Genomic DNA, 14,903 nt, shown 5'->3' on the forward strand with positions numbered 1-14,903 from the left:
AGCAAGGACCTCGTCAAAGGCAACGGAAAGACGCGCACATCGATGAAGGGCTCTCATGCGTGACGTGACCAAGGACTCCGGGCAGCGGGCGACCGCCGAGGCGATCGAGCGCGGTGGCGGCGGGCTCGGCGTGGACGATCTGCTGGCCAGGGTGATGCAGGCCGCCACCGGTGCGGACTTGGGTGCCGCCTCCGCCCCGCCCCGGGACGTGGACGGTGTGGCCGCCGCCATCGCCGCCGCGGCGGGCCGCCACCTGCCCGCGGGACACCTGTCGCCCGACGCCGACTTCTTCGACGCGGGGGGCACGTCCGTGCACGCGGTGGAACTCGTCGCGGAGCTGGAGGCCGAGCTGGGCGTCGAGTTCGATCTGGACGAGGTGTTCGCCGACGCCCGCCCGATCAGTCTCGCCCGGCGCTGGCTCCATGCGACCGGGGCCGAAGCGTCGCGCGAGCCCGCCCCGCCGGCCGTGCACACAGGCACCCCGGCGCCCACCGCCCAGGGCACTCTGCCGGTTCCGGCCGCCGGCATGCTGCCTGCCTCCGGCGCGGGTGCCGCTGCGGCTCCGGCCTCTGGGACGCTGTCGGTTGCCGGCGCGGGTGCTGCGGCGGCTCCGGCCCCTGGCACGCCGCCGCTCTCCACAGCGGGCGCTCTTGCGGCCCTCGCCCCGCGCACCCTTCCGGTCCCGACTCCGCGCACCCCACCGGCGGTCCGCCCCCGTGCCGGCAGCGGCGACGAACGGTATGCCAGGGCCCGCCGCGAGGACCTCGACCAGATCCTCGCCGATCTGGCCCTCGCCGACCGCCTGCCGTTCGCCGACGTGCCCGAGCCGCTGCCGCCCCGCCGGATCCTGCTGACCGGCGCCACCGGCTTTCTCGGCAGTCACATGCTGCTCGACCTGCTCCGGCACAGCGACGCGCATGTCCATTGCCTGGTGCGCGCGGCCGACGAGGAGGCGGCTGTCGCCCGGCTCGGCGAGGCGCTGAGGAGTTACCGGCTGCCCTGGTCGTCGGAGGTGCGGCGCCGGGTGACCGTGCTGCCCGGCGACATCCGGCGGCCGCGGCTCGGCCTGTCCGACGAACTGTGGCACACGCTCGCCCACGAACTGGACGGCGTCGTGGGCGTGGCCGCGGCCGTGGACTTCCTGCGCGGCTACCAGTCGCTGCGGGCGAGCAACGTCCTCGGCGCGCTCACCCTCGCCGAACTCGCGGCCACCGGGCGGCCCAAGCCGCTGCACCACATCTCCTCGATCGCCGTCTTCAACGAGGTCGGCATCACCTCCATGGGCGAGGACGACCCACTCGCCCACGTCGACCGGCTCGTCTCCGGCTACGACCAGTCGAAGTGGGCCGCCGAGGTCGCCCTGCGCCGCGCCCGCGACCACGGCCTGGTCGTCACCGCGCTGCGCCCCGGCGGCATCGGCGGCCACACGAAGACCGGCGCCTACAACCCGCAGGACCTCAGCAGCGGCCTGATCTCGGCCTTCGGCCGCTTCCGCACCGTACCCGCCTTCCGCTACCTGAACGCGGCCCCGGTGGACTGGGTGAGCCGGGTCGCCGTCGCCGCGATCTGCGAGCCCGACGCCTGGGGCTACGACTACAACCTCACCGGCGTGCCCAACACCCTCGACGACGTCGTCCGTGACATGGCGCTCGGCGGCATGCACGTGCGCGTCCAGGACTGGGACGAGTGGCGCACCGACGCCCTGGCCCGCCTGGAGACCGAAGCGGTCCCCGAACTCGCCTTCCTGGCCAGGGTCTTGCAGAGCCCCACCGCTCTCAGGCTGTGCGAGGCGACCCTGAAGGGCCCGGCGGCCACAGGCGCCCGCACTGCCGCGCTGGTCGAGGCGCTCGGGCTGCCGCCTGCGGCCCGCTACGACGCACAGGCCCAGCTGAGCACCTTCGAGCGGCTGGCCCAGGACGGCCTCGCCAGGCTGCCGCACAAGGACGACCAGCCCTACCTGTGGTTCTCGGAGACGACCAAGGGCAGCGTGGGACCGGTCGGCGCCCCCGCCGACAGCCCCTGCTCCACGGCGCTCACCCTCTCCATCGCGAGCATGTACCAGCTGGTGAAGGAGCGCCGGGTGGACGTGACCGGCGAGGTGGTCTGCACCGCCGTACATCCCGAGCCGCTGACCGTCGAGCGCGGCGACCTGTGGATCCGCCCCGAGGAGGGGATCCCGCAGCAGCACGGGCTCAGGCACCAGCTTCTGCGCTACCGGCTGCGGTTGCGCGACGCCGACGGCGGCCACTGGTGGCTGGAGGGACACAAGTACGCCCGGGCCCGCCGCGACCTGTGGCGGCAGACCCGCGCGCTGACCGTGCGGATCGGCCGCGAGGGCGAACCGGCGAGCCTGGCGGGCGAGGTCGTCGTGCCCGCGGACTCCTACGTCCGCGACCAGATCGACGGCATCAAGGTCGACCCGCGTCTGACCAGCCAGGAGAAGCGGGCCGCCAAGCTGACCTGGCTCGCCTGGTTCGGCCTGGAGATGGGCCGCGGCCTGCTCGGCCCCTTCGCCCGCGCCGCCGCGGACCTGCTCGACCTGCGCCGTAACCCGACCCTCACGGAGCACCACCGATGATCTTCAGGACGACCACCTCCCGCGCCGGCCGGCCGGCGCTGCCCCGGGTCAGGACCACCGCGGCCCTGCGCCCGCTCCATCACCGCCTCGACCCGGCCCGCGTCGAGGAGATCCCCTTCCGGGCGGACGACGGCGTCCGCCTCGGCCTGACCCGCATCGACACCGGCGCCGCGGACCGCCCCGCCGTGCTGCTCCTGCACGGACACACCGCGTCCGCCGACATGTTCCTGCTGCCCGAGACCCGCAATCTGGTCGACGTCCTCCTCGACGACGGCTACGAGCCCTGGCTGCTGGACTGGCGGGGCAGCTGCCGGCTGCCGTACAACGAGACCGGACAGAGGTACACGTACGACGACGTGGCCCTGTACGACATCCCGGCGGCCGTCAGGTACGTCCGCGAGCGCACGGGCGACCGCCCGCTGTTCGTGGTCGCCCACTGCATCGGCTCGCTCACGCTGTCCCTGAGCATGGCGGCGGGACTGGTGCCGGGCCTCGCCGGCGTGGTGTCCCAGGGTGTGTTCCTGACGCCGAAACTCGCCGGCCGGACCTCGCTGCGGATGTCGCTGGCGGGGGAGCTGCTGAAGACGCGGATCGACCACATCCCGGTCGACTTCCGCAAGGTGGGCCTGTGGTCGAAGTACACCCCGCTGTTCGCACTGGCGTCACGGAAGGCGAGCTGCCCGGATCCGACCTGCCAGATCCTGCACAACTCCGCCTGGGGCACGGGCGCCTCGCTCTTCGCGCACGAGAACCTGTCCGAGGCCACCCACGACCGCCTCGCCGACCTCCTCGGCCCCGCGCCACTGTGGATCCTGCCCCACCTGCGCCGCATCGAGCTGGCCCGCAGCGTGGTCCGCTGGCACGACACCGACCACCGCTACCGAGCCCTGCCGCCCAATGCGCTGGACGCGGCCGGCCGTATCGACACCCCCGTGCTGCTGCTCGCCGGCAGCGAGAACGGGCTGTGGCTGGACTCCCAGCGGCTCTGCCACGACGTACTCGCCGACCGTCAGCCCCAGTTGGACGTGTCCTACACCGAGATCCCCGGTTACGGCCACCTGGACACGTTCCTCGGCCGGGGCGCCGCCCTCGACGTCTTCGGTCACATCCTCGACTTCCTCGGCGAACGGCGGTGACTTTCGGTTCAATGCAGGGTCAGCGGGTGCGGAGTGGGGTGGAATGGCGCTCGGCCTAGGCCCGGCGCGACCTGAGCGGGCCGGCCGAGGACCAGTGGATGCACTTCGTCGTCCTCGCCGTACGGGACAACGAGAGCGCCGCCTGCTCCAGCCTGTCGGGTTCAAGATCGTGTACTACGTCCTGGTCTCCGACCAGCCCTTCACCGGCACCCTCGCGGACCAGCTCGGCAACCCGGACGTCTGGGCCCACCACGAGACCGCCCAGGCCGGCAGCCCCACCACCATCGCCACGACGGCCAAGGGCCGCTACGCGTTCCGTCCGGTAGCCCGAGCGGTCCAGCGAGTCCAGCCAGTCCAACAGTCCAGCCCGCCGACTGTTGTCGAGCCGTATTCCCCGAATCTACGCTGCCGAGGCCGCCGGAAATCCGAAAAGAATTCCGCTGTATTCCGTCCGGCGGCCGGAAAACCTCATAAAGGAGGCGGGCACATGGTGGTGGTGATGGCCCCCGGGGCCACCCAGGAAAACGTGGACGCCGTTGTCGGCCGGGTGCGCGCGGCCGGCGGAGAGGCGTTCGTCAGTCGTGGTGTGTCGCGGACGATCATCGGACTCGTGGGCGACGTGGACGACTTCGAGGCGCTCAACCTCGGCAGCCTTCCGGGCGTCGTGCAGGTGATGCGGGTCTCCGCCCCGTACAAGCTGGTCAGCCGGGAGCACCACCCCGCGCGGTCGGTGATCCGGGTCGGGGGCGTGCCCATCGGCCCCGGCACGCTCAGCGTGATCGCCGGCCCGTGCGCGGTGGAGACCCCGGAACAGACCCTCGAGGCCGCGCTGATGGCCAAGGATGCGGGGGCGTCCCTGCTGCGCGGCGGGGCGTTCAAGCCGCGTACGTCGCCGTACTCGTACCAGGGTCTCGGCGAGGCGGGACTGCGCATCCTCGCCGACGTGCGGGCCGAGACCGGTCTGCCCGTCGTCACCGAGGTCATCGACCCGGGCAGCGTCGACATGGTGGCCTCCTACGCCGACATGCTGCAGATCGGCGCACGCAACATGCAGAACTTCGCCCTGCTGCAAGCCGTCGGCCGGGCGGGCAAGCCGGTCCTGCTCAAGCGGGGTTTCAGCGCCACGATCGAGGAATGGCTGAGCGCCGCCGAGTACATCGCCCAGCGCGGCAACCTCGACATCGTGCTGTGCGAGCGCGGCATCCGTACGTTCGAGACCGAGACCCGCAACACCCTCGACATCAGCGCCGTACCGGTGGCGCAGCGGCTCTCGCACCTGCCGGTCGTCGTGGACCCGTCGCACTCGGGCGGACGCCGCGACCTCGTGCTGCCGTTGAGCCGTGCCGCGATCGCGGCCGGCGCGGACGGTGTGATCATCGATGTCCATCCGGAGCCCAAGGCGGCGCTGTGCGACGGCACGCAGGCGCTCGTGGCCTCCGACATCCGCGAGCTCGCCCACGCCATGACGCTCCTCTCTCCGTTGATGGACCGCACCCTGACGGTGCCCGCGGGCGTCGGGGTGGCGTAGCGGAGCTGCGTGGAGCGGAGCCGTCCGAGCGTGAAAAGCGGACGGTTGGACGTGGCGCCGTGTTCATGCCAAAAACGCTCTCGCCATTTCCCCTCGGGCTTTATGCATTCCCGGGGCCGCTCGTTCCGGTTCATGGGAATTTTGTATTCCTTTTCCTTGGCGGCGAGGCGAACGACCGGTCGGGCGGACACCCTAGGGGTGGGGGTAGGGGGAGCGTAGGGGCTGGCAGGGGGTTACGGCTCGCAAAAGGCGACTGATAATTTCACGTCTGTCCATCGGACGTGAAATTTCGGTCGATGAGACTTTCTGCTCCGCAACGCTGCAGAGGAGTCGAGGGCATTGACGGCGAGCTGGTTACCGTACACGAGCACATGGGCGCGCTTATCCGGGACCGCATACGTAGCCGCGAATTCTTGAGGAGCTGGGGTGGTGCCGGAAGAAGAGGAAATCAATCAGCAGCCCGTAGTGGAAGTCGAGCTGAACTCGCTCAGACTGTCCGACTCGCCGCGCCTCGCCGGCGAGCGGCCCGAGCACGTGCAGGCCCTGATGGAGGCGCAGAACCCGCTTCCCCCGATCACCGTGCACCGGCCGACGATGCGGGTGATCGACGGATTCCACCGGCTGAGGGCGGCCAGGCTCCAGGGCGCGCAGCGGATCGCGGTCAGGTTCTTCGACGGCGACGAGGCCGAGGCGTTCGTGCTCGCGGTCAGGCTCAACGTCACCCACGGCCTGCCGCTGGCGCTGGCGGACCGCAAGCGCGCGGCCGAGCGGATCATCGCCTCGCATCCGCAGTGGTCCGACCGAAAGGTCGCCTCGGTCACGGGCATCTCCCCGGGGACGGTCGGCGACATTCGCAGGAGGACCGTCCGTGAGTCCACGCCGCAGGACCGCCGGATCGGCCAGGACGGCAGGTTCCGCCCGCTCGACGGCAGCGCGGGACGCATGCTCGCCGGTGAGCTGATGTCCGAGAACCCGGGCATGTCACTGCGTCAGGTCGCCCGTGCGGCGGGGATCTCCCCCGAGACGGCGCGGGACGTACGCAACCGGCTGCGCAACGGCGAGTCTCCGGTGGTGGCGAAGCAGCGCCGCAGGCAGCGGGAGGACGGCGACGGGCCGGGCACCCACGCGCGGCGCGGGGAGTTCGGTGCGCTGGGGCTGGCCAGACCGGGTCCCCGGCTCCGACGGGCGTCGTCCGCCGACCGCGTCGTGCTCGTGAAGCGGCTGAAGGCCGACCCGGCGCTGCGCTTCACGGAGACCGGGCGCAATCTGCTGCGCCTGCTCACCCTGCACACCCTCCGCAAGGAGGAGTGGGACGCGATCATCAACAGCGTTCCGCCGCACTGCAGCGACATCGTCGTCGACCTGGCGCGGCAGTTCGCCGATCTGTGGGCGGAGTTCGCGATGCGGGTCGAGGAGGACGTGGCGCAGATCAGCTGAGGCCCGCCGCTCCCGCGGTGCCCGTGCGGGGCTGTGGGTGTCCGAGCACGGAAGTCGAACGGTTGGACGTCCAGGGGCCGGCCGGGTCCGTGTGACCGGCGCCGTACCAGGAAGACCGCCGCGGCCCTTCCCGCGACGGTCTTCCTGTGCGACTGGCCTGAGAAAGGACTGCGCAAGGACTGCGCATGCACTGAGAAAGGCCCTGGTCTCCCGCTTCGGGCGGAGGACCAGGGCCTTTCCGTGGGGGTGTGGGGTGCTCTGGGGGGTCGGTGGCGGGGTCAGGCCCCGGGCGCGCCCGCCGTGGTGCGCAGCCGTCCTGCGGCCTCGACGTCGGCGCAGCCCGACAGGCCCAGGGCGTCCCGGATCTCCTCGGAGAGGAGTTCGAGGACCCGCGCGACGCCGGCCTCGCCGGCCATGGCCAGGCCCCAGAGGGCCGGGCGGCCCACCAGGACACCGCGGGCGCCCAGGGCCAGGGCCCTGAGCACGTCCGTTCCGCCGCGGATGCCGCTGTCCAGGAGGACCTCGCACGCTCCGCCGACGGCCGCGGCCACCTCCGGCAGGGCGTCGATGCTGGGGACCGCGCCGTCGAGCTGGCGGCCGCCGTGGTTGGAGACCACGACGGCGTCGACCCCCGACTCCGCCGCGAGCACGGCGTCCTCGGGCGCCAGGACGCCCTTGAGGACCAGCGGGAGCCGGGTCCGCGCGCGCAGGGCCTCGACGGTCGACCAGGTCAGCGCCGAGGAGAAGGCCTCACGGGTGTGCACGGCCACCGCGGAGGTGCCGGCGGCCGCCCGGTGCGCCGTCGTGCCGGTCGTGAGGTGCGCCGCCCGTACCTGGTCGGGCAGCGCGAACCCGTTGCGTACGTCTCGCAGTCTGCGGCCCATCCACGGCACGTCGACGGTGAGCACGATCGCCTCGCAGCCGGCGTCCTCGGCCCGGCGCACCAGCTCCAGGGAGCGCTCGTCGTCCCGAAGCCAGTACAGCTGGAACCAGACGGAGCCGCCGATCGCCGTGATCTCCTCGACCGGGACGCTGCTCAGGGTGCCCGCCGTGAACGGCACGCCCGCCGCCTTGGCCGCGCGGGCGGTGGCCAACTCCCCCTCGGGGTGCGCCAGTCGGTGGTAGGCGACGGGCGCGACCGCCACCGGCATGCCGACCGGCCGGCCGAGCAGGGTGGAGTCGGTCGTGCACCGCGAGACGTCGGTGAGCACCCGTGGGACGAGGAACACCCGGTCCAGGGCGGCGCGGTTGGCGTCGAGCGTGGTCTCGGCGCCGCTGCCGCCCGCGAGGAAGTCCCGGACGCCGGCCGGCAGGACCGACGCGGCGGCGCGTTCGACGTCGGCCAGACAGTGGACCGTGTCGGGTGCGAGGTCAGCGACGGGGGCCACGCTGCCCCGTCCTCTCCAGTTCCACGGCTTCGTACAGCGCCTTGATGTTGGCGCTGCCGAAGGTGCGGGCCCCCTGGCGTTCGATGACCTCGAAGAACAGGGTGTGCCGCGGGTGGGTCGAGGCGGTGAAGATCTGGAACAGCTGTCCGCCGTGGTCCTCGTCGGCGAGCACGTTCGTCGAGCGCAGGTCCTCCAGCCGCTCGGCGGACAGGTCGATGCGCCCGCCGAGCAGGTCGTAGTACGCCGAGGGGGTGGTCAGGAAGGCGACACCGCGCTGAGACAGGGCCCGCACCGAGCGGACCGCGTCGTGCGAGGAGAACGCCAGGTGCTGGACGCCGGAGCCCTGGTGGCCCTTCAGGAACTCGTCGATCTGGCCCGGGTCGGCCGACACGTCGGGCTGGATGAGCGTCAGGGTGACGCCGCCCGACACGCTCTGCACGACCTTCGACTCCATCGCCTGCCTGCCGACGACGATGTGCTCCTCGAAGATGTCCCGGAAGCCGAGGGCCTGGGTGTAGTAGTCCACCGTGGGGGCGAGTTCGCCGCTGTTCAGGCACACCGCGATGTGGTCGATCCCGAGCAGCCCCACCTCCTCGGCAGCCTCCTCGGCCCGGGCGTCGACCGCGTGCGGCACCGGGACGAAACCGGCGGGCAGGCCGGGGCCCTCCTCGGGGCCGCGCTGGACCAGGGTGTGGACCACGTCTCCGAAGCCGTGGATCGCCGCCGTGACGGCGGGTCCGCCGTCCGTGTGCCGGGACGGTTCCCGGTGGACGCGCGCGCCGGCGGCGACCGCGGCCCGGAAGGCGGCGTCCACGTCCGTCGTGCGCAGGGCGATGTCGGCGACACCGTCGCCGTGGGAGGGTACGTACTCCGACGCCGGATGCCGGTCCGAGGTGGCCTGGGTGAGCACCAGGGTGATCTGTCCGTGGCGCAGGGCGGTGCTGCGGTGGTCGGCGGACTCGCTGGTGCCGGCCACGGTGAAGGCGTACCGACCGGTCCAGTCCGACACTGCCGTGTCCAGGTCGTCGACGTACATCTCGATGTAGTCGACGGTGAGCCCTCCGAGCGCAGCCGCGGCCTTTGCTAATTCCCTCACGAGTGACCCCCAGCGGTGAATGGGAAATGGGTTTCCCGAACTCTAGGACGCTGATTGCGAAAGTGGCTACGGGCGCCGGGTGTCCATGAATTGGACGGCCATTCCGGGTTATGGTCGAGGCCCTTTCGAATGGGGGATGCTGAATGATTCGCGCCATGGCTGTCATCGGCACGGGGTTAATCGGTACGTCCGTCGCGCTCGCCGCGAGCCGGCAGGGGGTGACGGTGTTCCTGTCCGACCGGAATCCGGCGGCCGCCCGGACGGCCGCGGCGCTCGGCGCGGGCCGGGTGGAGCCCCCGCCCGGACCGGTGGACCTGGCCGTGCTCGCCGTACCGCCCAGCAAGGTCGGGCACCTGCTGGTCGAGCTCCAGGAGCGAGGGCTGGCCCGCACTTACACGGACGTGGGGAGCGTGAAGGCCGAGCCGGAACGGGTGGTGCTCGGCCACGCCCCCGATCCCTCCGGCTACGTCGGCGGTCATCCGATGGCCGGCCGGGAGCGGTCCGGTCCGCTGGCGGCCCGCGCCGACCTGTTCCGGGGCCGCCCCTGGGCGCTCACCCCGTCCCCGCTGACGTCGGGCACGGCCATGGACCGGGCGCTGGAACTGGTGGACCTGTGCGGCGGGGTTCCCGTCGTCACGCAGAGCCGGGCCCACGACGAGGCGGTCGCCCTCACCTCCCACGTGCCGCACCTGGTGGCCAGTCTGATGGCGGCCCGGTTGCGCGGCACCCCGGACGGGATGCGCCGGTTCGCCGGCCAGGGGCTGCGTGACGTCACCCGGATCGCCCGCGGCGACTCCCGGCTCTGGAGCGACATCCTGCAGTCCAACGCCGACGCTGTCGTCGGCGTCGTGAGGGACCTGCACGCGGACCTGTCCCGGCTGGTGTCCGCGCTCGACCAGCTCGCCGAGCCCGACGGCATGGAACGCGCCCACGGCGTACGGACGTTGGCGGATCTCCTGGAGCGGGGAATCGAGGGGGTCGCGGGCATACCGCCGCTCGCCGCGGGTGCCCCCGCCGACGAGACCGCGGTCCGGGTCTCGGTCCCGGACCGCCCCGGGGAGCTCGCCCGGCTGCTGGCCTCCGTCGCCGGACACGGCGTCGGCGCGGACGACGCCACCGTCGCCTCCGCCGGGGAAGGCGCGCTCACCGTGCGGCTCACCGTCCCCTCGGACGTGGCCGACCTGGTGGCGGCCGAGATCGAGGCCGAGGGCTGGGGCGCCGAGTGCGAGGCGGACGTCCGCTCCGGAGTGTCGGCCGGCTAGTACGGCGTCGACGGGCTGGTACGGCATCAAGCCACTGCCCGCCGCTGCCACTGGCGAACTGGAACCAGCGCCGAGGCAGCGGAGTTGTCGTCGATTGCCCCGGTTTTCACTCTTTGGCGAACGCCGTCCGAACGCCCAAGCTGTGAGACCACTGTCGGAGCTCTCCTCCGTGCCCGCCTCGCAAGGTTAAATTCAAGCCTGTGAGTGCACACATAGGTACGGGGGGTATCTGTGAAGCTCAGCGAACGTGACGATGAACTTCAGCTACTCGAACGGTTGTACGGCGAGTGTGCGGGCGGCAGGGGGGCCGTCGTTCTCACCAACGGTCCTGTGGGGAGCGGGAAGACGGCGCTGGTCAGTACGTTCGCCGAGAGGGCCGTTGCACGGGGCGCGCTGTACGTCTCGGTGACGGCCTCGGCCAGTGAACAGCTCCATCTGTTCGGCCTGGTCCACCAGTTGGTGACGGCGATGCGTGCGGCGGGGATGGCCATCGACCCCTTCGCCGCCGAGGAGGTCGGCGTCACGGTCTCCGGCGACCGCGCCCAGCAGACCGGGTGGGCCCCGATCGGCCTGCTGCAGCGGATCTACCGGACGGTCCGCGCGTACGCCGAGCAGCGGCCGCTCGTCATCGGGATCGACGACGTGCACTTCGCGGACGAGCCCTCGCTGCAGGTCCTGCGCTACCTCATCCGCCGTATCGACTCCTCGGCGGTCATGATCGTGATGAACGAGGCTTCGTGCCACGACTGGCAGCTGGCGATGCTCCACGCGGAGATCCTGCACCTTCCCTACTGCCACCAGATCAGGCTGGCCCCGCTGACGGGCGCCGGCATCGCCGAACAACTCACCGAGCGCCTCGGCGCGGAGCCGGACCCCGGCGGCGTCGACGCCTGGGCCGAGGCCAGCGGGGGCAGCCCGCTGCTGCTGCACGCGCTGCTCGAGGACCTCCCGCCGACGCGGCAAGCGGGGAGCGGGCCGGAGCCAGGCGAGTCCTTCCGGCGCGCCGTCCTGCTGTGCCTGCACCGGGGCAACGCGTCGATGCTGGCGCTCGCCCGTGTCCTGGCGGTCCTCGGCGAGTCGGCCAGGCCCTCGCTGCTCGGCGACTTCCTCGGGGGCGATGCCAGGACGGCGCACTGGAGCATCGCGGACCTGACCGCGGCGGGCCTGGTCTCCGGCGTGCGGTTCCGTCACGAGCACGCCCAGTTGGCCGTCCTGGCCGACATCCCGGCCGAGGAGCTCCCGGCGATGCACGGCCGGGCCGCCGAACTGCTGCACAAGTCGGGGGCCTCGGCGGTGGCGGTGGCCGAACAGCTCATGGCCGCCCACGACTGCGAGGGCTCCGTCTGGCGCGTCGACATCCTCCGGGAGGCCGCCCGCGAGGCCATGGCCGCGGGTGACGCCCAGACCTCGGTCGACTACCTGCGCCATGCGCTGGCCAACTGCGCGGACCCGGTGCGGGAGGCGCAGATCACCGCGGCACTCGCCGACGCCCAGTGGCACATCGACCCGGACACCGCGGGCCGGCACCTGCACCACCTGCACCACCTGGTGCGGGTCGGGCTGCTCACCGGTGAGGAGGCCACGGTTCCGGTCAAAATGCTGCTGTGGCGGGGCGAGTTCGCCGCCGCCGAAGCCCTGCTGAGGACGATCGAGACCAACGAGCAGAAGGCCGACGGCGGTTCGCCAGAGGGCGCCACACCGCCGGACGTCCTGATGGCCCGCTCATGGTTATCCCTGTGCCGGCCCGCGTCGGCACGCGGCACCGCCGAGGGCGGGGCGGACGGGCCGTCGGTGTGGTCCGGCCCGGTGTCCGCACCGGCCTGCAGCACCCTGCTGGCGAGCCTGACCTGGGACGGCGAGGAGATCCAGGGCGCCGACCAGGTGCTGCACCGCGCCCGCGCCGACAGCCCGCTGGCCTCCACGTTGTTCGCACTGGTCGTGCTGATCCAGTCGGACCGGGTGGACGACGCGGTGTTCTGGACCGGGCGGCTGTTGCAGGAGCCGTGGATCGCGCGTGTGCCCGTGCGGCGCGCCCTGTTCGAGACCATACGCTCGGTGACGGCCCTGCGCCGGGGCGAGCTGGTGGAGGCGGAGGCCTGCGCGCGGACCGCCCTGGAGGTCGTCGCCCCGTCCGCCTGGGGTGTGGTGGTCGGCCTTCCGCTGGCGCTGGCGGTGCGGGCCGCGACCGAGCTCGGTGACCTGGACACGGTGATCTCGTACGTCAACCTGCCCGTTCCGCCGGTCATGTTCGACACCCCCTTCGCGCTGCCCTACCTCCAGGCGTTCGGGCGATATCACCTGGCCATGGGCCGTCCGCAGACCGCCCTGACGAACTTCCAGGGCTGCGGCGACCTGATGGTGCGGTGGGGGCTGGACACACCCGACATCCCGGACTGGCGCAACGACGCCGCCGCCGCCCTGGTCGCCCTGGGCAGGTCCCGCGAGGCGCGCGAGCTGGTAGAGGAGCAGCTGTCCCGGCCCCTCGGCGAACGCTCCAGGGTCCGGGGAAGGGCCCTGCGCCGCCTGGCGGCCGCGAGCGAGTCCCCCGAGCGCCCGGCGCTGCTGCGGGAGGCGGTGCACATCCTGGAGGCGTGCGGCGACCGTCTGGAACTGGCACACGCGCGGGCCGAACTGGAGGAGGCGCTGGCGGCCCCGGACGAGCGGCCCCGCCGCGAACCCTCCCGGCACGAGCCCACCCGGCCCGCGGCTCCGGCGGAGCCCGCCGAGGGCGGGCGGGAGCCGGCGCCCCTACGGGCCGAACTGACCGGCGCCGAGCGCAGGGTCGCGGCGCTCGCCGCCGAGGGACGGACCAACCGTGAGATCGCCCGCAAGCTCTTCATCACCGTGAGCACGGTCGAACAGCATCTCACCAAAATATATCGCAAGCTGAATGTGCGAAGCCGCGGCGATCTTCCGGTGTTCCCGAATGGGCAGTGAGAATAAACCGTAGCGCCCCCGGTGTCATGTCCAAGTGCGCCTTTCACGCGGTTGGACGGCGTTGCCGGACTGCGTTGTTGGACGGTGTTGGCGGAACACCTGGGGGCGTGTGATCCTTACGCGGAAATAGGCATTCCGTCGATCGACGCCTCATGGGGGAATATATGGCCGGACCTGTTGTGCCGAAATTCCTTGCCGGGGCCGGCCCGGCCACACCCACGCCAACTCCCGCCCTGCGGAAGGCGGATCTCCACGCGAGTGTGTCCGATCCGGTCCTGGACACGATGAACTTCCTCAACGAGGTCACCCATCGTTATCCGGACGCCATCTCCTTCGCGCCGGGCCGCCCCTACGACGGTTTCTTCGACAGCGAGCAGATCTTCACCCATATCCGCCGCTACCTCGACCACCTCGTCGAACAGGGCGCCTCGGCACAGGACATCCGCACCGCGATGTACCAGTACGGCCCCACGGCGGGTCAGATCCGCGAGATCATCGCCGACTCGCTCCGGGCCGACGAGAACACCGACGTCCCCGCCGAGTCGGTGGTGGTCACCGTCGGCGCGCAGGAGGCCATGCTGCTGGTGCTGCGCGCGCTGATCTCCGGGCCCGACGACGTGCTCCTGGTCGCCAGCCCCTGCTACGTGGGGATCACCGGCGCTGCCCGGCTGCTGGACGTCCGCCTGCGGGCCGTCGAGGAACGCGAGGACGGGCTCTCCTGCACGGACCTGGAGAAGGCGATCGTGGAGGAGAAGGCGCTGGGGCGCCGGCCGAAGGCCTTCTACGTGGTCCCCGACCACTCCAACCCCTCCGGGACCACCATGGACGCCCGGACCCGCGCCGAGCTGCTCGAACTCGCCGCGCGACACGACATCCTGATCGTCGAGGACAGCCCCTACCGCAGGGTCAGCCCCGGCTCTCCGCTGCCGACCCTGAAGTCCCTCGACCGCGAGCGCAGGGTCGTCCATCTCGGTTCCTTCTCCAAGACGATCTTCCCCGGGGCCCGGGTCGGTTTCGCCGTCGCCGACCAGCAGGTGGTGGACGAGACCGGGCGGACCACGCTGCTCGCGGACGAGCTCGCCAAGATCAAGAGCATGGTGACGGTGAACACCTCCTCGCTCAGCCAGGCCGCCGTCGCCGGCGCGCTGCTGGCCTCGGGAGGCAGGCTCTCGGAGCTCAACGCCCGGGCCGCCGCCTACTACGGCGACGCGCTCAAGGCCACGCTCCGGAGCCTGGACGCCCATCTGCCGGCCCGCCGCCGTCAGGAGCTGGGCGTGCGCTGGAACGAGCCCACCGGAGGTTTCTTCCTCACCGTCCACGTCCCCTTCCGCGCGGACAACGCGGCACTGACCAGGTCCGCACAGAAATTCGGTGTCATCTGGACGCCGATGAGCTATTTCTACCCGGAAGACGGAGGCCACCACGCCATCCGGCTCTCCACCAGTTATCTGACGCCCGTGGAGATCGAGCACGGCACGGCGCGGTTCGCGCGTTTCATGGAGTCCGAGAGCGCGGCGTCGTAGCGGAAGAAAAAGGAAGAA

At 71.8% G+C, this 14,903-nt stretch carries 9 protein-coding genes; 7 read left to right on the plus strand and 2 right to left on the minus strand.

Features of this window, described 5'->3' with window-relative positions:
• The first annotated feature begins 55 nt into the window (after positions 1–55).
• The 4 genes from ACZ418_RS39260 to ACZ418_RS39275 all read left to right on the plus strand — a co-directional run bounded on the left by ACZ418_RS39260 (position 56) and on the right by ACZ418_RS39275 (position 6,679).
• Positions 56–2,578, plus strand: a complete 2,523-nt coding sequence (locus tag ACZ418_RS39260) for a thioester reductase domain-containing protein (protein WP_468372709.1) — start codon at positions 56–58, stop codon at positions 2,576–2,578.
• Complete coding sequence (locus tag ACZ418_RS39265) at positions 2,575–3,714, plus strand: alpha/beta hydrolase (RefSeq protein ID WP_468372712.1); 1,140 nt, start codon at positions 2,575–2,577, stop codon at positions 3,712–3,714. Before ACZ418_RS39260 ends, ACZ418_RS39265 begins: the two co-directional genes overlap by 4 nt.
• A 487-nt stretch (positions 3,715–4,201) precedes the next feature.
• Positions 4,202–5,242: a 3-deoxy-7-phosphoheptulonate synthase gene (gene aroF / locus ACZ418_RS39270; protein ID WP_468372715.1), complete on the plus strand. Its 1,041-nt coding sequence runs from the start codon at positions 4,202–4,204 to the stop codon at positions 5,240–5,242.
• Between the two features lie 429 nt (positions 5,243–5,671).
• Positions 5,672–6,679, plus strand: a complete 1,008-nt coding sequence (locus ACZ418_RS39275) for a streptomycin biosynthesis protein (RefSeq protein ID WP_468372717.1) — start codon at positions 5,672–5,674, stop codon at positions 6,677–6,679.
• A 278-nt stretch (positions 6,680–6,957) separates the two neighbouring features.
• Here the strand turns inward: ACZ418_RS39275 and ACZ418_RS39280 are convergent, their stop codons facing one another.
• Together ACZ418_RS39280 and hppD are read right to left on the minus strand one after the other, a co-directional pair.
• Positions 6,958–8,067 (minus strand): alpha-hydroxy acid oxidase, encoded by a 1,110-nt coding sequence (locus ACZ418_RS39280; protein ID WP_468372718.1) that lies wholly within the window; start codon positions 8,065–8,067, stop codon positions 6,958–6,960.
• Positions 8,051–9,163 (minus strand): 4-hydroxyphenylpyruvate dioxygenase, encoded by a 1,113-nt coding sequence (gene hppD, locus ACZ418_RS39285; protein WP_468372721.1) that lies wholly within the window; start codon positions 9,161–9,163, stop codon positions 8,051–8,053. The genes ACZ418_RS39280 and hppD overlap by 17 nt, the downstream gene beginning before the upstream one ends.
• Positions 9,164–9,318: 155 nt before the next feature.
• Between hppD and ACZ418_RS39290 the strand changes: the two genes are divergently transcribed.
• From ACZ418_RS39290 to ACZ418_RS39300, 3 genes are all read left to right on the plus strand, one after another.
• On the plus strand, positions 9,319–10,425 hold the full coding sequence (locus ACZ418_RS39290) for a prephenate dehydrogenase (RefSeq protein ID WP_468372724.1): 1,107 nt from the start codon (positions 9,319–9,321) through the stop codon (positions 10,423–10,425).
• A gap of 231 nt (positions 10,426–10,656) precedes the next feature.
• Positions 10,657–13,362, plus strand: coding sequence for a helix-turn-helix transcriptional regulator (locus tag ACZ418_RS39295; RefSeq protein WP_468372726.1), 2,706 nt, complete (start codon positions 10,657–10,659; stop codon positions 13,360–13,362).
• Positions 13,363–13,526: 164 nt separating this feature from the next.
• On the plus strand, positions 13,527–14,885 hold the full coding sequence (locus ACZ418_RS39300; protein ID WP_468372729.1) for an aminotransferase-like domain-containing protein: 1,359 nt from the start codon (positions 13,527–13,529) through the stop codon (positions 14,883–14,885).
• Positions 14,886–14,903: the final 18 nt, after the last annotated feature.

It is taken from the genome of Streptomyces sp. NPDC030820, assembly GCF_055572075.1.